Here is a 19,337-nt window from a genome sequence, read left to right as displayed (position 1 = left end):
AATACATGACGAGATCCGTAGGCAGGAACGGCCACCGGAGAAACACTGGGCGCATCATCGCCACACGATCGGAGAAGGCGCCGTGCGCCAGTTGGTGAAGCGCCGGAAGCCGCGCGCAAAGCAGGCTGAAACGCTGGATCTCCGCACTCCAACCGGCCGTCCGCTGCCTTTTTGAGGTGGCAATTCGTCGTAACGGAATCAGGAATGAATATCTATCTGGATTCAGCCAGGACAGAAGACGCCGAAGAGGCCGCCCGGCTCGGATTCGTCGGCGGCATGACCACCAATCCGACGCTCATGCGTAAAGTCACCGGCGATCCGCTGCAGCACGCGAAGGAACTGCTCGCGGCCACGGATTTCCCCGAGTTCTTCTACCAGCCGAGCGGCCGTTACGCGAGCGCGCTGGAAGAGGCCGAGACGGCGTGGTCGCTCGACCCGGACCGGGTCGTGCTGAAGATCCCCGCCACGCCGCGCGGCGCCGCCCTGGCCCGCCACCTGGCCGACAGGAACGTACCGGTCGCGCTGACCGCCGCCCAGTCGCCGAACGCGATGGCCGTGGCCGAGGCGCTCGGCTGCGTCGCCGTCATCCCCTACCTCGACCGCGCCCGGCGCGACCAGCGGACCCCGAGCGACCTGATCGCCCAGCTGGCCCGCGTGCGCAAGGGGTCCACCAGGATCGTGGCCGCGTCGGTGAAGCACGCCGGGCAGTTCGCCGCGGCCTTCGCCGAGGGGGCGGACGCGGTGACGGCGCCGCTGGCCGTACTGGAGGAACTGCTCGCGCACCCGGCGGCGCTCGAGGCCGAGCGCGCCTTCGCGGCGGAGTACGGGGAGGGCTGATGTACGAGGCCGTGCTGTTCGACATGGACGGTGTCGTCGTCGACACCGAGCAGTCGGTGACGGAGTTCTGGCAGCGGCTGGCCCGCGAGGAGGGCTACACGCTCAGCGGGCCCGAGCTGGAACGCCACGTCTTCGGCCACCGCGCCGACCACACGCTGCGCAAGCTGTTCCCGCAGATCCCCGCGGCCCGACACGGCGAGGTCTACCGGAGCCTGCGCGAGGACCAGGAGAGCCTGCGCTACCGGGCCGTCCCCGGCGCCCGGCGGCTGCTGGCCGAGCTGGTGGCGGCAGGAGTCCCGCTGGCCCTGGTGACCGGCGCGCAGGACTGGAAGGCGGCCGAGGTGCTCGCCCAGCTGGACCTGCGCGACACCTTCGCGGTGCGGATCTGCGCCGACGACGTCTCGCTCGGCAAACCGCACCCGGCCTGCTACGAGCTGGCCGCCGAGCGGCTGGGCGCGGCGATCCGCCACTGCCTGGTCTTCGAGGACGCGGTCAGCGGCGTGAGCGCCGCGGTGAGCGCGGGCGCCGCGTGTGTGGCGCTGGCCGTACCGCAGCGGGCCGGGCAGGTGCTCGGCGCGGGCGCGCGCACGGTCGTGACCGACTTCGGAGAGGTGGCCTTCGACGCCACCCGGCGCACTCTGCGCGCGGGCGCGCTGGAGTTCGCCTTCGCCCGCCAGAGCCACCGCCTCGGCGCGTTCTGAGAGGAGCCACGCATGGACCAGTTGTTCGCGCCGCCGGTGGACCGGTGGGACGCGGCGCTCGCCGGGCGGCTGACGGGCCGCGACGAGGTGCTCCACCGCTCGCACCTGATCGGATCCGACCCCGCCCTGACCAAGGAGGGCGGCGGCAACTTCTCCGCCAAGGGCGTGGCCGAGGACCACCGCGGCCGTCCCGTCCGGGTGCTCCACATGAGCGCGTGGGGCTGCGACGGCGCCGCCACCACGCCCGAGGACTTCCCCGCCCTGCGCCTGGACGACCTGCTCGTGCTCAGGGACGCCGACCCGCCCGGCGAGCGCGGCATGACCGGCTACGCGGCCGACTGCGGCCTGCGCGCCGGGCAGCGCGCTCCCGGCATCGAGACGCTCACCCACGCCTTCATCCCGGCCGCCCACGTCGACCACTGCCACCCCGACGCGGTGATCGCGCTCACCTCCTTCCCCGGCGGGCGGGCGGCGGCCGAGGAGGAGTTCGGGGATGAGGCCATCTGGTTTGACTACCGCCAGTTCGACCTCGGCGTCGCCCGCGAGCTGGCCGGCCGGATCGCGGCCGGTCCGCGGTGCAGGTTCGTCCTGCTGGCCAACCACGGCCTGTTCACCTGGGCCGAGACCAGCGAGGCCTGCTACCGCAACTCCCTGGAGGCCGTGCGCAGGGCCACCGCGGCCGTCGAGCGGGCGATCGGGCGCGCGCCCGACCTGGGCGGCCCCGCCGTACCCACGCTGGAGTCCGGGGCCGCCGAGGACCTGCTCGCCGAGATCCTGCCGCCCCTGCGCGGCGCCCTGTCGGCAGGCACGCCCGGTCTCGTCCTGCACGTGGATCGCGGTCCCGCCGCGGCCCGCTTCGCCTCCTCCGCCCGCGGTCCCCGCTGGACGCAGGACGGCCCGAGCTGCCCCGACCACCTCGTCACCGTCGGCTACCGTCCCCTGGTCCTGGAGCGCACGCCGTCCGGCGCGCACGAGGTGCTGGCCGGGGTCGAGCGGCACCGCGCCTGGTACGCCCGCTACTACGACGACCACGTCCCGCGCGCCGCCCGCGAGCCCGGCATGCGCTCCGACGCGCCGCGCGCGATCCTGCTGCCCGGTCTCGGCGCGCTCACCTGCGGCGCCGACGCCGCCAAGGCACGGCTGTGCGCCGACCACCTCGCCCAGACGATGACCGTGGTGCGCGCCGCCGACGCGGCGGGCGGCTACGTGTCGCTGAGCGAGGCGCAGGGAGCGGCCGACGAGTACTGGCCGCTCATGCGGCTCAAGCCCCAGCTGCGCGCGCCCGAGGGCACGCTGGCGGGCAAGGTCTTCCTGGTCGCCGCCGACGACGCCGCCCGCGCGGGCGAGGTGGGCGCGGCGCTGGCGCGGGCGGGCGCGCACGTCGCCCTCGCCGCCCGCCAGGACACCCACCTCACCGGCCAGGCGCGCTCGATCGTGCGCCGGTACGGCGAGCGCCGCGCCGTAGCAATCCCGGCGACCCAGGGAGACCGGGCGCCGGCGACCCAGGGAGGCTGCTCTCCGGTGGCCCGGGGAGACCGGGTTCCGGCGACCCGCGACTGGGCGGAGGCGGCGGTGCGCGCGGCGGTGCTGGCCTACGGCGGCTTCGACGCCCTGGTCGACATGACCCGCACCGGCGGCCTGGCCAGGGCCGCGCTGCCGGTCCTGACCCGGCAGGGCATGGGCGGCACGATCCTGCTCGCCCACGACGGCTGGCCGCCCGGCGCCCTGGAGGCCGAGGTCCGCGCACTGGAGACCGCCAGAGACGCGCTGGAGATCGCAAGAGCAGCGCAGGAAACCACCGGAGACGCGCCGGCGACCGGCGGAGCAGCGCCGGAGACCGGCGGAGACACGCTGGAGACCGGCGGAGCAGCGCCGGAGACCGGCGGAGACGCGCTGGAGACCGGCGGAAGCACGTGCGACGTCGCGGTCAACGCCGCGGTGACCGCGCGGCCCGCGGCCGTGGCCGCCGCCGCCGCCTACCTGGCCGGTGGCGCCCCGTGGACCGGCACGATCCTGCGCCCGCCCGGCGCCCGCCCGGCCGGCCACGACCTGAACGACATTCTGACAAGGAGCTCCAGATGACCATCGAGAAGCTGACGAGCCTCGCCGGGCTGGTCCCGCAGGGCCAGTACCTGATGGCCTCGTGCTTCGACGCCCACCACACCGTAGGCGGCGGCCTGTTCGCCATCAACGGCGCCGTCGAGGAGATCGACCGCGTCTCCAGCACCGGCCTGTTCGCCGCCGACGGCGTGCTCTTCCGCTGCCTGTGGGCCGCCGAGGGCAGCCCCGCGGAACTGGTCGCCTACGACGAGACCGGCGTGCGCCGCTACCACCGGCTGGACGAGGTCTCCACCCCGCACGACATCGTCGCGGTCGACGACCAGGTGCTCGTCGTGGCCACCACCCAGAACGAGGTCCAGTGCGTCGGCCCCGACGGCCGGATCACGTGGCGCTGGCGCGCCCCCGGCGAGGCCGACAGCTGGCACCTCAACAGCATCGCCCTCGCCGGCGGGCAGATCATGGTCTCCGGGTTCGGGCCGTTCCTGCGCCGCCGGGGCTGGGACGAGAGCGGCAAGCCCGCCACCGGCCAGGTGGTCAGCCTGACCACCGGCGAGCCCGCGCTGCGCGGCCTGCGCGCCCCGCACAACCCGTGGTACGGCGACGGCGTCTGGCTGGTCTGCGACTCGGCGGCCGGTGACCTCGTGGAGCTCGACGGCGAGACCCGCGAGGAGACCAGGCGGCTGGCGCTGCCGGGCTGGCCGCGCGGGCTGGCGGTCACCGGCCGCCACCTGTTCGTCGGCCTGAGCCCCCACCGGCACGCCACCGCCTCGGTCGCCACCGCCGCCGTGGCCGTGGTCGACCGCGAGGACTGGAGCCTCACCGGCGTCGTGGACCTGCCCGCCCGCGAGGTCTACGCGCTGGCGCTGGTGCCGGCGCCGCTGGCCGACGGGGCGCGTACCGGGTTCGGCGCCAACCACACGCGCGCGCACGAGCAGGACCAGCGGCGCCAGTTCGAGCGGCTGGGCCGGCGGCCGAGCCGCCTGTGGGCGATCGGCGACCGGCTGCCCGCCGACGCCTGCCGGGCCGAGGTGAGCGTCGTGGAGCCCGAGACCGGACAGGCCGAGGCGGGCAGCCTGCTCACGGTGGAGTGCCGGGTGCGCAACACCGGGGCCGAGCTGCTGACGCCGGCGCCGCCGTACCCGGTGAGGGTGCTGCACCGCTGGTACGACGCGGACGGGCAGGAGGTCGCCACGCAGCCGATCGCGGCGGCGCTGCCGCGGTCGCTGCCGCCCGAGGCGGTCGAGACCGTGCTCGTGCGGGCCAGGACCCCGCGCGCGCCGGGCCGCTACCGGCTGCGGGTCACGCTCGCGCAGGACGGCGGGGTGCCCTTCGACGAGCTCCACCCGGGCTCGGCCGCCGACGTCGCGGTGACGGTCGTGCCCGAGGGCGCCTCCTGCGAGGCACTGGCCGGGTTCGGGATCCACCCCTCAGAGGTACGCGCGGCCCGCGCGGCGGGAACGGTGCCGGAGATGCTGGACACCCTGCTGGCACGGCCGGGCGGCGGCGTCAACGGCCTGGTCGCCGGGCTGATCGAGGACGCCGGGCGAGCGGCGTTCACCCGCGCGCTGGCCGCGGCGCTCGACGCCGCGGAGCCCTCGCTCGCGCACCTGGTCGACGCGGCCCTCCCCGACCGCGCGGACGTGACGCTGACCGGCGCGGAAGCGGTGGGGCTCGCGCTGCGCCGCTCGGGCGTCAGCGTCGCCTTCGCCTACGCCGGCACCTCCGAGCTGGTCATGTGCGACGCGATGGCCCGGCTGGGCCTGCTGGTCAACGGCCGGGGCGACCGCGAGTCGCTCTTCCAGGCCGGCGGCGCGAGCAGGCTGCGGCCCGGCAACGGCGCGGCCGTCCTGCACGGCGCCCGTGGGCTGACGAACGCGCTCGGCGCCCTGGCCGACCTGCGACGCAACGAGATCGGCACGGTCGCGGTGGTCGGGCTGCCGTCCACCGGCTCGCAGCCGTTCCTGCCGCCGCACGGCGAGCGGGACCTGATGCCGGTCTCGGGGGAGTTCGCCAAGTCCTGGCATGAGCTGCGCGCGGTGCCCAAGGATCCCGAGGGACGGCGGGCCGCCGTGGAAGCCCTGGTCAAGGCGGTACGGCTGGCCGTACGCGATGCCAGGACCGCCCCTTACGGACCGGTGCTCGTGGCGCTCCCGCAGGACGTGGCCGAGGCCGCGTGGGTGCCGCTGACCGCGCTCGACGGCCTCGGCGACGCCGATGACGGACCGGACGTGGACGCCGGTGCCCTGGTCACCGCCACCACCCTGCTGGCCGCCGCCGGACGCCCCGCCGTGATCATCGACGACTACGCGCTGCTGCACGACGGCCTGCGCCCCGCGCTCGCGGCCTTCTGCCGGCGCACCGGCGCGCCCGTCCTGCAGGTGAAGTACCGGCGCGGCCCCATGCTGTTCGAGCGCCTCGACGACGGGGAGGTGCCGGACTTCCTCGGCTGGTACGACCCGGCTGACCCCGTCCACCAGGAGGTCCTGGCCCAGGCCGACCTGCTGGTGACCGTCGAGGACCGCAACATGTACCCCCGGGTCGTCGGAGAGCTGCCCGCCTGCCCGAAGATCGCGCTGACCTCCAGGCCCGCCGCGGCCGAGAAGAACGGCTACCTGCGCGACGGCGACGCGCTCGTCGCGGGCGACGTGGTGGCCGCGCTGCGCGAGCTGACCGAGGCGGCGCCCGGCCGCGACCGATCGGGCCCCTGGTACGCGGAACTGGCCGGGGGCGAGCGGGCGCCGGCCCTACCGGTGCCGCCGGAGGCCGCGGAACTGCGCAACGGCGTCGCCCGGGCCATCGGCGACACCGCCGCCCAGCTCGGACAGCAAGTGGTGCTGGTCGACGACAGCCAGATGTTCGGCGGCATGCTCGCCGAGGAGTACGACGCCTTCCCCGCCGGGCTGCGCGTCGCCGGCGGCCACGGCGGCTTCGTCGGCAGCGGCATCACCCTCGCGACGGGCCTGGCTCTGGGCGAGCCCACGGCCAAGGTGCTGTGCTGCCTCGGCGACCAGGGCTTCACCAACAGCATGCAGGGGCTGGTCACCGCCGTGCAGGAGGCGGCCCCGGTGACGTTCCTGGTCTGCAACAACGGCGGCAGCGTCTCGCTGCGCAAGCAGTCGCGCCCCTCGGGCTGGCTCGACGGCGGCCGGCACCGCTACCTCGACAACGCCGCGGGCATGGACTACGTCGCGCTGGCCGGCGCCCTCGGCGTACGCAGCCGCCGCGTCGACCTGAGCCGCTGGCACGACCGCGACCACACCGCGCTGCGCCTGGAGGCCTTCGCCAGAACGCTCCAGGCCATGGCGGGACACCCCGGGCCCACGCTCATCGAGCTGGTCCTGCCCGGCGACCCCGAGTTCTGGACCGGGGTCTGGATCAACCAGGGCTTCGAGCAGGCGGGCAAGAAGGCCCGGCCCGAGCGGCAGCCCGTGAAGGTGGGAGGTGACGACCGTGTATGAGGTCCCGATGAGAGAGGTGCCGCTGGCGCCGTACCAGGAGGTCATGGGGGCGCGGCGCGTCGAGCGGCTGCGGGTCGAGGCCGGCTGGGTCCGGCGGATGCTGGGCGGGCGCACCGTCTGGAACATCAACTCGACCGCCGCGGGCGGCGGCGTCGCCGAACTGCTCCACACGCTGGGCCCGCTGGCCCGCGCCGCCGGGCTGGACGTGCGCTGGCTGGTCATCGACGGCGACGCCGAGTTCTACGCCATCGCCAAACGCCTGGTCTCCCGCCTGTACGGCATCGCCGGCGACGGCGGCCCCCTCGGCCCCGCCGAACTGCGCCACTACCGCCGGGCCATCGCCGCCAACGCCGAACGGCTGACCCGCCACATCCACCCGGGCGACTTCGTGATCGTCCACGACGCGCAGCCCGCCGGCCTGATCGAGCGGGTGCGCGAGCGCGGCGCCACCGTGGTCTGGCGCTGCCACATCGGCAGCGACCGGCCCAACGAGCACACCCGCGAGGGCGGCGAGTTCGTCCGCCGCTTCGTCGCGCACGCCGACGCGACCGTCTTCTCCACCCCCGGCCACGTGCCGGACTGGGCGCCGTCGCCACGACTCATCGCGCCGTCCGTGGATCCCTGCGGGCCCAAGAACATGGACCTGTCCCCGGACGTGGCGCGCGCCGTCCTCGCCGCCACCGGCATCCTGGCCGGCGACCGCGAGCCGCCGCTGACCGTCCCGGTCCCCATCGGCCCCCCTGCCGAGGTACGGCGGGCCGCCCTGGCCCTGCGCGAAGGCCCGTCGCCCGCGCCCGGCGTGCCCATGGTCGTCCAGGTCTCCCGCTGGGACCGGCTCAAGGACATGACCGGCGTCCTGGACGCGTTCATCGCCTCCGGCGTGGACGGCTACCTGACCCTCGCCGGAGCCGACGTCAGCGGCGTCGCCGACGACCCGGAGGCGGCCGACGTCTACGAGGAGTGCCGCCGTGTGTGGCACGCGCTGCCCGGCGAGCACCGCCGCCGCTGCCAGCTCCTCTGCCTGCCCATGGACGACCTGCGCGAGAACGCCGTCGTCGTCAACGCGCTCCAGCGGCACGCCACCGTCGTCGTGCAGAAGAGCCTGGCGGAGGGGTTCGGGCTGACCGCCACCGAAGCCATGTGGAAGTCGCGCCCGCTGCTGGCCAGCGCCGTCGGCGGCCTGCGCGACCAGGTCAAGGACGGCGAGAGCGGCCTGCTGCTGCCCGACCCGCACGACGTGGGCGCCGCAGCGGCGGGCATCCGCCGGCTGTTCGGCGACCACGCCTTCGCCCGCCGCCTCGGCGACAACGCCCGCGCCCGGGTCCACGAGCACTACCTGCCCGACCGGCAGCTCCTGGACTGGATGCGGGTGATCGAGAGCGTCGCCACCGCGAGGGCCGCCTGATGCGCCGGCTGGGGCGCGGCGGGCCGTACGTGGGCGAACTCGGGCTGGGCTGCATGGGGATGTCACAGTTCTACGGCGCCTTCGACGACGCCGAGTCGGTCCGCGTCATCCACCGCGCGCTCGACCTCGGCGTCAACCTGCTCGACACCGCCGACATGTACGGCCCCCACACCAACGAGAAGCTGATCGGCCGGGCGATCCGCGGCCGGCGCGACCAGGTCGTGATCGCCACCAAGTTCGGCAACGTCAAGGGACCCGACGGGCGGGTCGTCGGCGTCGACGGGCGGCCCGAGTACGTGCGCCGCTCCTGCGACGGTTCGCTGCGCCGCCTCGGCGTGGACCACCTCGACGTGTACTGCCAGCACCGCGTGGACACCTCCCTGCCCGTCGAGGAGACGTGGGGCGCGCTGGCCGAGCTGGTCGCCGAGGGCAAGGTGCGATATCTGGCCATTTCGGAGGCGGCTCCCGAGACGGTGAAGCGGGCCCACGCGGTGCATCCGGTCAGCGCGGTGCAGACCGAGTACTCGCTGGTCAGCCGCGATCCGGAGGAGGAACTGCTGGGGGTGCTCCGCGCGCTCGGCATCGGCTTCATGGCCTACGCGCCCCTGGGCAGGGGTCTGCTGACCGGCCGGGTGAGCAGGACCGACGACCTGGCGGCCGGCGACTTCCGGCGTACGCTGCCGCGCTTCCAGCCGGGCAACCTCGCCCGCAACGCCGCTCTGGCCGGGCGGATCGCCGCTCTCGCGCGGGCGCGCGGGGTGAGCCTGGCCCAGCTCGCGCTGGCCTGGCTGCTGGATCGGGGCCCCGACATCGTCCCCATCCCCGGCACCAAGACCCGCGCCCGGCTGGAGGAGAACCTGGCCGCCGCCGCGCTCGGCCTGACCCCCGCCGAGCGGGCGGCGCTGGACGAGCTGGCGCCGCCGGGCAGCGCCGCCGGGGCCCGCTATCCCGACATGTCCGGAGTGAACCAATGAACGCATGGTGGCGCGAGGCGGTCCTGTACCAGATCTACCCGCGCAGCTTCGCCGACTCCGACGGCGACGGAATCGGCGACCTGCCCGGCGCCATCGCCCGGCTCGGTCACATCCGCGAGCTGGGCGCCGACGCCGTCTGGCTGTCGCCGTTCTACCCGTCGCCGCTGGCCGACTTCGGCTACGACATCAGCGACCACGAGGCCGTCGACCCCGTCTACGGCACGCTCGCCGACTTCGACGAGCTGGTCCGCCGGGCCCACGAGCTGGGCCTGCGCGTGCTGATCGACCTGGTCATGAACCACACCTCCGACGAGCATCCGTGGTTCGCCGAGTCGCGGGCCGGCCGTACCTCGCCCAAACGCGACTGGTACGTCTGGGCCGACCCGCGCGAGGCGGGCGGCCCGCCCAACAACTGGCTCAGCGCCTTCGAGACGTGCGGCCCCGCGTGGACCCTCGACGAGCGCACCGGCCAGTGCTACCTGCACAGTTTCACCCCCGGCCAGCCCGACCTCAACTGGCGCAACCCCGAGGTGCGGGCCGCCATGCGGAAGGTGTGGCGGTTCTGGCTGGACCGCGGCGTGGACGGCTTCCGCGTGGACGTCGCCCACCGGCTGCTCAAGGACGCCGAGCTGCGCGACAACCCGGCCGAGCTGGCCCATGCCAGGCGGCACGTGTCCCATCCCGAACTGCGCATGCGCAACCTCGACCTGCCAGAGACCCAGGAGGTGCTGCGCGAGCTGCGCCGTACGCTCGACTCCTACGGCGGGCGGGTCGCGCTCGGCGAGGTGCCCATCACCGACGACCGGCGCCTGGCCGCCTACTTCGGCGGCGACGGCCTGCACACCGCCTTCCACGTCGCCTTCTGGGAGCAGCCGTGGCGGGCCGCCGCCTTCCGCGAGACCGTCGACCGGCTGGCGGGGCTGGCCGGGCCCGGGGCGCTGCCCACGTACGCGCTGGCCACCCACGACATCTCCCGCGCCGCCACCCGCTTCGGCGCCGGCCCCCGGCTGCGGGTGGCCGCGACGATGGCGCTGACGCTGCGCGGCGTGCCGTGTGTCTACTACGGCGACGAGATCGGCATGGCCGACGCCCCGCCCGGCCGGGCGCTCGACGTGGACGGCCGCGACGGCACCCGGGCGCCGCTGCGGTGGGACGCCTCCGGCTCCGGATTCACCACCGGCCGGCCCTGGCTGCCGCTCGGTCCCGCCGAGGTCAACGTGGCCGCGCAGCGCGAGGACCCCGGCTCGCTGCTCACGCTCTACCGGCGCCTGATCGCACTGCGGCGGGCGAGCCCGGCGCTGCGGGCGGGGGAGTACCGCTCGATCGAGGCCGGGCCCGGCGTCTACGCCTACCTGCGCTCGGCTCCCGGCGAGCGGATGCTCGTCGCGCTGAACTTCTCCTCCCGCCTGGTCTCCTTCACCCCGCGGGCACTGCCCGCCGAGGGCCGGGCGGAGCTGTCCACGGGCAAGCGCCTGACCGGCACGCGGGTCAGCCTGGCGCCGCTCACGCTGGCTCCTGACGAGGGCCTCATCGTCCGTCTGGAGGAGCCGTCATGACCAGCACCTGGGCCGCGGCCCTGGCACGCAACTGGGCGGGCAACGTCGGCTACACCTGCGCCGAGCTGCGCTGCCCCGCCTCGCTCGCCGAGCTGCGCGCGCTCGTGGCACGCAGCCCCCGGGTACGCGCCCTGGGCACCCGCCACTCCTTCAACGACCTGGCCGACTCGCCCGGCGTGCTCGTCTCGGTAGCCGGGCTGCCCCAGGAGGTCGAGATCGACTCCGCGCGGGCCCAGGCCAAGGTGCCCGCGGGCATGCGCTACGCCGAACTGGCCCGCCGGATCGACGCCGAGGGCTTCGCCCTGCCGAACCTCGGCTCGCTGCCGCACGTCTCCGTCGCCGGCGCCTGCGCCACGGCCACCCACGGCTCAGGCGTGCGCAACGGCTGCCTGTCCACGTCGGTGGCGGGCCTGGAACTGGTGAGCGCCGACGGCGAGCTGACCGAGGTCACGCGGGGGCAGGACGGCTTCGACGGGATGGTCGTCGGGCTGGGCGCGCTCGGCGTCGTCACCCGCCTCACCCTCGACCTCGTGCCCGCCTTCGAGGTGCGTCAGCGGGTCTACGAGGACCTTCCGCTGGAGGTTCTGGACGAGCACTTCGACGAGCTGGTCCGCGGCGCGTACAGCGTGTGCCTGTTCACCGGCTGGCGGGCGCCGCGCCTGACGCAGGTCTGGGTGATTGAGCGTACCGACGAGCCGGAGACCGGCCTGACGCGGCAGCCCTGGTTCACCGCCACGCCCGCCCCGGGTCCGCGCCACCCCGTCGCCGGATTCCCGGCCGCGAGCTGCACCGAGCAGCTCGGCGTCCCCGGCCGATGGTACGAGCGGCTGCCCCACTTCCGCCCCGAGGCGGAACCGAGCAGCGCGGGCGACGAGCTGCACTCGGAGTACATGGTCGCCAGGAGCGACGCCGTCGCCGCGCTGCGCGCCCTGGAACGCGAGCGCGAGCGGATCATCCGGGTGCTGCGGATCTGCGAGGTACGGACCATCGCCGCCGACCGGTTGTGGATGAGCCCCTTCTACGGCGAGGACTCGGTGAGCATCCACTTCACCTGGACCGCCGACACCCGGGCGGTACTGCCGGTGGTGCGCCTGGTCGAGCGGGTCCTGGCACCGTTCAGGCCCCGGCCGCACTGGGGGAAGATCTTCACCGCCGCCCCCGAGCTGCTGCGCTCGCGCTACCCGAGATCGGCGGCGTTCGCCGCGCTGGTGCGCGCCTACGACCCGGGCGGCAAGTTCGGCAACTCCTTCCTGGACCGCTACGTGCTGGAGGAGCCATGACCACCACCCAGAGCCCCCCTCGGAGGGAGCCGACCCTGACCCGGCTGCGCGCGGCCACCACGCTGTTCTTCGCGCTCGGCGGGTTCCTGTTCGCCGGCTGGGCCGTACGCATTCCGGCGCTCAAGGAGCAGGTCGGCGCCTCACCCGGGCCGCTCGGCCTGGCGCTGCTGTGCATGACTGGCTCGGCGGTGCTCACGATGGCCGTGACCGGCGGGCTGTGCCGGCGCTTCGGCAGCAGGCAGGTCACGATCGCGGCCGCCGCGCTGCTGTCGGTCAGCGTGGTGCTGCCCGCGCTCACGCACTCGGCGCCCGTCCTCGGCCTGTCGCTGATCGTCTTCGGCATCGCCTACGGCGGCATCGACGTGGCCGCCAACAGCGTGGCCGTCGACGTGATCGCCGCGCTGCGCCGTCCCGTCATGCCGGGATTCCACGCCGCCAACAGCTTCGGCAGCCTGGCCGGCGCGGCGCTCGGCGGCGTGCTCGCCCCGCACCTGACGCCGCTGCCGCACATGCTGCTGCTCATGCCGGCCGGCCTGGCCGCGACGGTGATCGGCGGGCGCATGCTCATGGCGCTGCCCCTGCCCGCCGCGCCCGCCCCGGCGCGGGAGGCGGGCGCGGGCTCCCTCGCGCGGCGCGTCAGCGTGCCGGTCGTCGTCTTCGGCCTGATCGGCCTGTTCGCCGCCTACAGCCAGGGCGCGCTCGACAACTGGATGCCGCTGCACCTCAGCGAGGACATCGGCGCCAGCCAGGCCGTCGCGGCGGCAGGCTACGCGGTCATCCAGCTCACGATGGGCTTCATGCGCCTGGTCGGCAGCAGGCTGCTGGAACGCCTCGGCCCCACCCGCGTCGTCGTCACCGGCGGCCTGGTCGCCTGCGCAGGTACGCTCGTGGCCGCCCAGACGCACTCCGTGCCCATCGCGTTCGCCGCCCTGGTCGCGACCGGGCTCGGCCTGGCCAACATCTTCCCGACCGCCATGGCCCAGGCCGGCGCGGCGGGCGGCCCCGGCGGCATCGCCCTGGCCGCCACACTCGGCTACTGCGGCATCCTCGTCGCGCCGCCCTCCATCGGCCTGCTGGCCGACGCGTTCGGCCTGCCCGCGGGCCTGTCCCTGATCGCGCTCGCCGCCGCGCTCGCCGCGCTGGTCTCCTGGCCCGCACGTTCCCTCACCACGGTACGGCCCGCCGGCCGGAAGGGTCCGACATGATCACCCAGCTCGACCTGCTCGAATCGGAGTCCATCCAGATCATCCGCGAGATCGCGGCCGAGCTGGAACGCCCGGTGCTGCTGTTCTCCGGCGGCAAGGACAGCGTCGTCCTGCTCCGCCTGGCCGAGAAGGCGTTCCGCCCCGCCCCGATCCCGTTCCCGGTGATGCACGTGGATACCGGCCACAACTTCCCCGAGGTGATCGACTTCCGCGACCGCCTCGTGGCCGCGCTGGGCGTACGGCTGATCGTGGCGTCGGTCCAGGACAGCATCGACCGCGGCCGGGTGAGCGAGGAACGTGGCCGGCACGCCTCGCGCAACCGGCTGCAGACCACCACGCTGCTCGACGCGATCGCCGAGCACCGCTTCGACGCCGTCTACGCCGGGGCGCGCCGCGACGAGGAGAAGGCGCGGGCCAAGGAACGGGTGGTCTCCTTCCGCGACGACTTCGGCCAGTGGGACCCCAAGAACCAGCGGCCCGAGCTGTGGAACCTGTTCAACACCCGCATCCGCCCCGGCGAGCACGTCCGGGTCTTCCCGCTGTCGAACTGGACCGAGCTGGACGTGTGGCACTACCTGCGCCGCGAGGCGCTCGACCTGCCCTCGATCTACTTCGCGCACGTCAGGACCGTCTTCGAGCGCGACGGCATGCTGCTCGACGACAACCCGCACGCCCGTCGCGACCCCGGCGAGCAGGCCTACGCCGCGACCGTGCGTTTCCGCACCGTCGGCGACGCCTCGTGCACCGGCGCCATCGCCTCCACCGCGGCCACGACGGACGCGGTGATCGAGGAACTGAAGACCACCCGCGTCACCGAGCGGGGCCAGACCAGGGCCGATGACCGCACCGGCGAGTCGGCGATGGAGGACCGCAAGAAGGAGGGCTACTTCTAGCCATGCATCCCACCGAGAGCACCGATGTCCTGCGCCTGGCCACGGCGGGCTCGGTGGACGACGGCAAGTCCACCCTGATCGGCCGCCTGCTGTACGACTCCAAGGCGATCTTCGAAGACCAGCTCGAAGCCGTCGAGCGCACCAGCGCCCGGCGCGGCGAGGAGCACGCGAACCTGGCGCTCCTGACCGACGGCCTGCGGGCCGAGCGCGAGCAGGGCATCACGATCGACGTGGCCTACCGCTACTTCGCCACCCCCCGCCGCTCGTTCATCGTCGCCGACACGCCGGGCCACATCCAGTACACGCGCAACATGGTCACCGGCGCCTCCACCGCCGACCTGGCCGTCATCCTCGTCGACGCGCGCAAGGGCGTGCTGGAGCAGTCGCGCCGGCACGCGTTCCTGGCCACGCTGCTACGGGTGCCGCACCTGGTGGTCGCGGTCAACAAGATGGACCTGGTCGGCCACTCCGAGCGGCGCTTCGAGCAGATCCGCGCGGAGTTCACCGCGTTCGCCGCCAAGCTCGACATCGGCGACCTGGCCTTCGTCCCGGTCAGCGCCCTGCACGGCGACAACGTGGTCGAGCCCGGCCCGAACACCCCCTGGTACGACGGTCCATCGCTGCTGCGCCACCTGGAGCACGTGCACGTCGCCTCCGACCGCAACCTCGTCGACGTGCGCTTCCCCGTCCAGTGCGTGATCCGCCCGCACACCGCCGGGCACCACGACTTCCGCGGCTACGCGGGCCAGGTGGCCAGCGGCGTGCTCAGGCCCGGCGACGAGGTCCTGCACCTGCCCTCGGGGCTGACCACCACGATCACCGGCATCACCGGCCCCCGCGGCCCGGTGGCCGAGGCGCGCCCGCCGATGTCGGTCACGCTGCTGCTGGCCGACGAGATCGACATCTCCCGCGGCGACATGATCTGCCGGCCGGGCAACCGCCCGGCGCCCGTCCAGGACGTGCGGGCGATGGTCTGCTGGATGGCCGCCGACCGTCCCCTCGCGCCCGGCACGCGGCTGCTGGTCAAGCACACGACCGCCACCGCGCGTGCCGTGGTCGAAGACGTGCGCTACCGGCTCGACGTCAACACCCTGCACCGCGACGAGCTGGCCGGGTCGCTGCGGCTCAACGAGATCGGCCGGGTCCGCCTGCGCGTCACCCGCCCCCTGTTCCTCGACGGCTACGACCGCAACCGGGTGACCGGCGCGTTCATCCTCATCGACGAGGCCACCAACGCCACCGCCGGAGCGGGACTGGTCATCGGTCCCTGACCAGCCGGAAGAACGAGCGCACCTCGCCGACGAACAGCTCCGGCCGCTCCATCGCGGCGAAGTGGCCGCCCCTGGGCGGCTCGCTCCAGTAGCGGATGTCGGTGAAGCGGCGCGCCGCCCAGCGCCGCGAGGGGCGCGGCATCTCCTTCGGGAAGACCGTGCAGCCCGCCGGCGTCGTCACGACGTCCGCGCCCGGCTCGCTGAACCACCTCTGAACCTGCCGGATGCTCTCCCAGTACAGACGCGCGGAGGAGGCGGCGGTGCCGGTCAGCCAGTAGAGCGTGACGTTGTCCAGCAGCTCGTCGCGGCTGATCACGCTCTCCAGGTCGCCGTCGTGGTCCGACCACGCCCAGAACTTCTCCGCGATCCACGCGCACAGCGCGGCGGGGGAGTCGGTCAGGCCGTAGCCGAGCGTCTGCGGGCGGGTGGACTGCTCGGCCGAATAGCCGTCCTCCCACCGCTTGGCGTGCTCCATCGCCTCCAGCGACGCGCGCTCGGCCGCCGTCAGGTCGCCGAACGTGCCGGGGTCCGGCGGGGCCAGCGGGGGCACGAGGTGGATGCCGGCCACGTGGGCAGGGTCGTGCCGGCCGAGCAGCGCGGTGACGCTGGTGCCCCAGTCGTGGCCCTGCGCGCCGTAACGGTGGTACCCCAGGCGGGCCATCAGCTCCGCCCACGCCTGGGCGATGCGCTCGATGCCCCAGCCGGGTTTGGACGGGCGGTCGCTGAAGCCGTAGCCGGGCAAGGACGGGCAGACCACGTGGAAGGCGTCCCCGGGCCGCCCGCCGTACGCGACGGGGTCGGTCAGCGGGCCGATGACCTTCAGGAACTCCAGCACCGATCCGGGCCAGCCGTGCGTCATCACCAGCGGCAGCGCCCCCGGGTACGGCGAGCGGGCGTGCAGGAAGTGGATGCCCAGCCCGTCCACCTCCGTGCGGAACTGCGGCACCGCGTTGAGCCGAGCCTCGGCCCGCCGCCAGTCGTGCTCGCGCTCCCAGTAGGCGCACAGTTCGCGCAGGTAGGCCAGCGGGACGCCCTGGGACCGGTCGGTGACGGTCTCGGCCTCGGGCCAGCGGGTACGGCGCAGCCGTACCCTCAGGTCGGTCAGGTCGGCCTCGGGGACCTCGGCGAGGAACGGCCGCACGTCGGCGCTCACGCTGGCCTTTCCTCCTCCGGCACGGTGACCCCTTCATACTGCACAGACCGGGCACCGCTCGCCAGACGGCACGCCCGGTGGGGCCCCGGCTAGTGCGGTCCCGATGCCTCGGTGCCGCACGGCCCGCCGCCCTCGGCGGCCGGGAGCGGGTGGGGCGCGCCCGCCATGGTGAGCGTCGGGTAGTAGGCGGCGATGCGCTCGGCCGAGCGGCCCGCGTAATGGAAGATGAGGCTGCGGCGGAAGCGGTCGGCCGTGGCGTTCGGGCCGGAGCCGTGCACGAGGCTGCCGTTGAAGAACAGCACGTCGCCCGGCTCCATGTCGACCGGCACACGCTCCAAGCCGGGCGGCGGCGGGACGTATTCGCGGGTAAAGGAGATGGACGGGTCCGCGTCCTCCGGGCAGAACAGGTCCATCTTGTGCGTACCGGGCACGACCTCCAGGCCGCCGTTGGCCCGGTCGACGCGGTCCACGGCGATCCAGGCCGCCACGCAGGTGCCCGGCTCGACGCGCAGATAGAAGTTGTCCTGATGCAACGCCTGCCCGCGGGCGCCGGGTGGCTTGAAGTAGAACATGCTCTGGGCTGCTATCGGCTCCTCCTCCAGCAGGTCCCGCAGGACGGCGGCGATCCTGGCGTCCAGGAGGTAGCGCAGCGCGACGTCGTTGATCTGGTGCGGGTGCATGATGCGCGGATAGGCCCGCAACCCGTCGTACGGCAGGCCGGGTTCCTGTGGCTTCGGCGAGAAATGACCTGGGACGGGGCCCGCGGCGTGCAGGCGCGTGAACTCCTCCCGCAGCAGATCCGCCTCGTGCGGAGCCAGCATGCCGCGGGCGACGAAGTAGCCCCGGTCGTGGAAATCCTTGGTGTCCATGCCTTCGAGCCTAGGAAGGCGGGCTGTGGGAGGGTATGCCGGTGAGCGCCGACGACATGTCTGTTCCTGCTGCCGAGCTCGTCATCGTGGGCCACTACGACAAGGGGCCCGGCTATGCCACGCGGCGCCCGTCGGGCTCGCCGAGCTGGCTGCTGATGTGGACGCAGGAGGGAGCGGGGCTGGTCGAGCAGGGCGGGGCGGCGCTCACGGCGGGCGCGGGCGACCTCGTGGTGCTGGCCTCACGGGCGGCGCACCACTACCGGACGGCGGGGGAGCGCTGGCGGTTCTGGTGGGTGCACTTCCAGCCGAGGCCGTCCTGGGTGACCTGGCTGCGCCCCTACGCCCTCTCACCCGGCTGCCACCTCGCCCCCGGCCCCCACCGCACCCCGCACACCCGGCCCGCCCCGCACACCACGCTCCCACCCGGCACCACCCTTGCGCCCGGCACCACCCTGGCGCCCGGCGCCACCTTCGCGCCCGGCACCGACCTCCCGCCCGGCACCACCCTCCCGCCCGGCGGCCTGGGGTCGCCGGCGGCTGAATCTCCGTCGTCGTCCGGACGGATCGAGCGGGCGTTCCTGCGGGCGCATGCCTATGCCCGCTGGAGCGGCCGGGGTGTGCCGCCGGAGCCGGGGGAGACGACCCGGCCGGTGGCCGCCATGGCGGAGCGGGCCCGCGAGCTGGTGCTGGGCGCCGTGGAGGAGATCCTCCTCCTGGCGACGGCCGCCCCGGACGCCCTCGGACAGGAACCGGGCGACGCCTTCGGACTCGAACCGGGCAGTGGCGAGAACGGGCCGAGCACGCTGAGCGCGCGCGGGCCGGTCGCGGACGGGTTGAGCGGGGCGGGGGCGGACCGGAGGGTGGCGCGGGCGCTGGAGCTGATCGCCGCGGAACCGGGCGCCCCGCACACCGTCACGTCGCTGGCGGCGGCCGTGGCGCTGTCGCCCTCCCGCTTCGCCCACGTGTTCGCCGAGCGCACCGGCCGCACCCCCATGCGTGCGGTACGTGCCGCCAGGCTGGCCCACGCCGCCCAGCTCCTGGAAGCCACCGATCTGGACATCGGCCAGGTGGCGGCGGCCTGCGGCTTCGTCAGCCCCTTCCACTTCAGCCGCACCTTCGCCCAGGAGTACGGCCTGCCACCCCGCGCCTACCGCCGGCGCCTGAACTCCTAGAGCTCGACCGGCCCGCCGCTGCGCCAGTACACGTTGCCCTCCCGCGACAACAGCTCCGCGTCGACCAGATACCGCCGCAAAGCCGCGTAGTCATCGTGGAAGGCCCGCAACGCCACGTTCACATCTTTCTCCGCGTACCGCACACCCGGCTCGAACACCCGCACGATGTACCGCAGCACCACCAGCCGCTTCTCGTGCTTCATCGGCATCGTCTGCAGCCGCCCCTCCGCCAGGAACGTCTGCAGCACCCGCTCCTCCTCGTTCAGCCGCGGCGAGGGCTCGGCCAGCGCCTTCAGCAGCTCACGGAAGCGCTCCGGCCGCGCACGCCACCGCCCCTCCCCATCCGGTACGGCCAGCCCGCCCGCCCGCAACCTGTCCAGCACCTTCGGGGGAAGCCCGGCGGACCCGGTGCCCAGCACCAGCGCCGAGAAGGCCCGCAGGGTGTCGTCCTGAGCCAGCAACCCGAGAACCCGCTTGACGTCTTCGTCGCTCATTCCCCCTA

15 protein-coding genes are annotated in these 19,337 nt (G+C 74.2%); 12 read left to right on the top strand and 3 right to left on the bottom strand.

All coding sequences use genetic code 11. The features are described 5' to 3' along the window. Positions 1-204: 204 nt before the first annotated feature. From ACIBKY_RS14185 to ACIBKY_RS14135, 11 genes are read left to right on the top strand one after another with little or no spacing between them, the layout of a single operon-like run. A complete protein-coding gene (locus ACIBKY_RS14185) occupies positions 205-837 on the top strand; it encodes a transaldolase family protein (protein WP_397097071.1) in 633 nt (210 codons plus the stop codon). Then, positions 837-1,538: an HAD family hydrolase gene (locus ACIBKY_RS14180; protein ID WP_397097070.1), complete on the top strand. Its 702-nt coding sequence runs from the start codon at positions 837-839 to the stop codon at positions 1,536-1,538. The genes ACIBKY_RS14185 and ACIBKY_RS14180 overlap by 1 nt, the downstream gene beginning before the upstream one ends. Before the next feature lie 12 nt (positions 1,539-1,550). After that, a complete protein-coding gene (locus ACIBKY_RS14175) occupies positions 1,551-3,620 on the top strand; it encodes a class II aldolase/adducin family protein (protein WP_397097069.1) in 2,070 nt (689 codons plus the stop codon). After that, on the top strand, positions 3,617-7,057 hold the full coding sequence (locus ACIBKY_RS14170; RefSeq protein WP_397097068.1) for a DUF4915 domain-containing protein: 3,441 nt from the start codon (positions 3,617-3,619) through the stop codon (positions 7,055-7,057). Before ACIBKY_RS14175 ends, ACIBKY_RS14170 begins: the two co-directional genes overlap by 4 nt. Beyond that, positions 7,041-8,462: a glycosyltransferase gene (locus ACIBKY_RS14165; protein ID WP_397097067.1), complete on the top strand. Its 1,422-nt coding sequence runs from the start codon at positions 7,041-7,043 to the stop codon at positions 8,460-8,462. Before ACIBKY_RS14170 ends, ACIBKY_RS14165 begins: the two co-directional genes overlap by 17 nt. Next, positions 8,462-9,436 carry an aldo/keto reductase gene (locus ACIBKY_RS14160; protein WP_397097066.1) on the top strand — a complete coding sequence of 325 codons (975 nt, stop codon included), beginning with the start codon at positions 8,462-8,464 and terminating at the stop codon, positions 9,434-9,436. Before ACIBKY_RS14165 ends, ACIBKY_RS14160 begins: the two co-directional genes overlap by 1 nt. Next, entirely contained in the window at positions 9,433-10,992 is a 1,560-nt protein-coding gene (locus ACIBKY_RS14155; RefSeq protein WP_397097065.1) for an alpha-amylase family glycosyl hydrolase, read from the top strand. The genes ACIBKY_RS14160 and ACIBKY_RS14155 overlap by 4 nt, the downstream gene beginning before the upstream one ends. Then, a complete protein-coding gene (locus ACIBKY_RS14150) occupies positions 10,989-12,272 on the top strand; it encodes an FAD-binding protein (protein WP_397097064.1) in 1,284 nt (427 codons plus the stop codon). The genes ACIBKY_RS14155 and ACIBKY_RS14150 overlap by 4 nt, the downstream gene beginning before the upstream one ends. After that, a complete protein-coding gene (locus ACIBKY_RS14145) occupies positions 12,269-13,477 on the top strand; it encodes an MFS transporter (protein WP_397097063.1) in 1,209 nt (402 codons plus the stop codon). Before ACIBKY_RS14150 ends, ACIBKY_RS14145 begins: the two co-directional genes overlap by 4 nt. Next, positions 13,474-14,370 carry a sulfate adenylyltransferase subunit CysD gene (gene cysD, locus ACIBKY_RS14140; protein ID WP_397097062.1) on the top strand — a complete coding sequence of 299 codons (897 nt, stop codon included), beginning with the start codon at positions 13,474-13,476 and terminating at the stop codon, positions 14,368-14,370. Before ACIBKY_RS14145 ends, cysD begins: the two co-directional genes overlap by 4 nt. A gap of 2 nt (positions 14,371-14,372) precedes the next feature. Then, positions 14,373-15,641 (top strand): sulfate adenylyltransferase subunit 1, encoded by a 1,269-nt coding sequence (locus ACIBKY_RS14135; protein WP_397097061.1) that lies wholly within the window; start codon positions 14,373-14,375, stop codon positions 15,639-15,641. On the opposite strand, the gene ACIBKY_RS14130 is transcribed toward ACIBKY_RS14135, so the two are convergent. Further along, complete coding sequence (locus ACIBKY_RS14130) at positions 15,628-16,794, bottom strand: epoxide hydrolase family protein (RefSeq protein ID WP_397097060.1); 1,167 nt, start codon at positions 16,792-16,794, stop codon at positions 15,628-15,630. The two genes, ACIBKY_RS14135 and ACIBKY_RS14130, sit on opposite strands and share 14 nt — an antisense overlap. Positions 16,795-16,883: 89 nt before the next feature. Beyond that, a complete protein-coding gene (locus ACIBKY_RS14125; RefSeq protein WP_397097059.1) occupies positions 16,884-17,663 on the bottom strand; it encodes a phytanoyl-CoA dioxygenase family protein in 780 nt (259 codons plus the stop codon). 41 nt (positions 17,664-17,704) lie between these two features. Between ACIBKY_RS14125 and ACIBKY_RS14120 the strand changes: the two genes are divergently transcribed. Beyond that, the gene (locus ACIBKY_RS14120) at positions 17,705-18,835 is read left to right on the top strand and encodes a helix-turn-helix domain-containing protein (RefSeq protein ID WP_397097058.1); all 1,131 of its coding nucleotides are present in this window, start codon (positions 17,705-17,707) and stop codon (positions 18,833-18,835) included. On the opposite strand, the gene ACIBKY_RS14115 is transcribed toward ACIBKY_RS14120, so the two are convergent. Next, entirely contained in the window at positions 18,832-19,329 is a 498-nt protein-coding gene (locus ACIBKY_RS14115) for a DUF2087 domain-containing protein (RefSeq protein WP_397097057.1), read from the bottom strand. The two genes, ACIBKY_RS14120 and ACIBKY_RS14115, sit on opposite strands and share 4 nt — an antisense overlap. Positions 19,330-19,337: the final 8 nt, after the last annotated feature.

This window comes from Nonomuraea sp. NPDC050394, from assembly GCF_044459065.1.
Taxonomy (GTDB): domain Bacteria; phylum Actinomycetota; class Actinomycetes; order Streptosporangiales; family Streptosporangiaceae; genus Nonomuraea.
The sequence above is the reverse complement of the archived record's forward strand: the minus strand, read 5'-3'. Positions and strand labels throughout refer to the sequence as shown.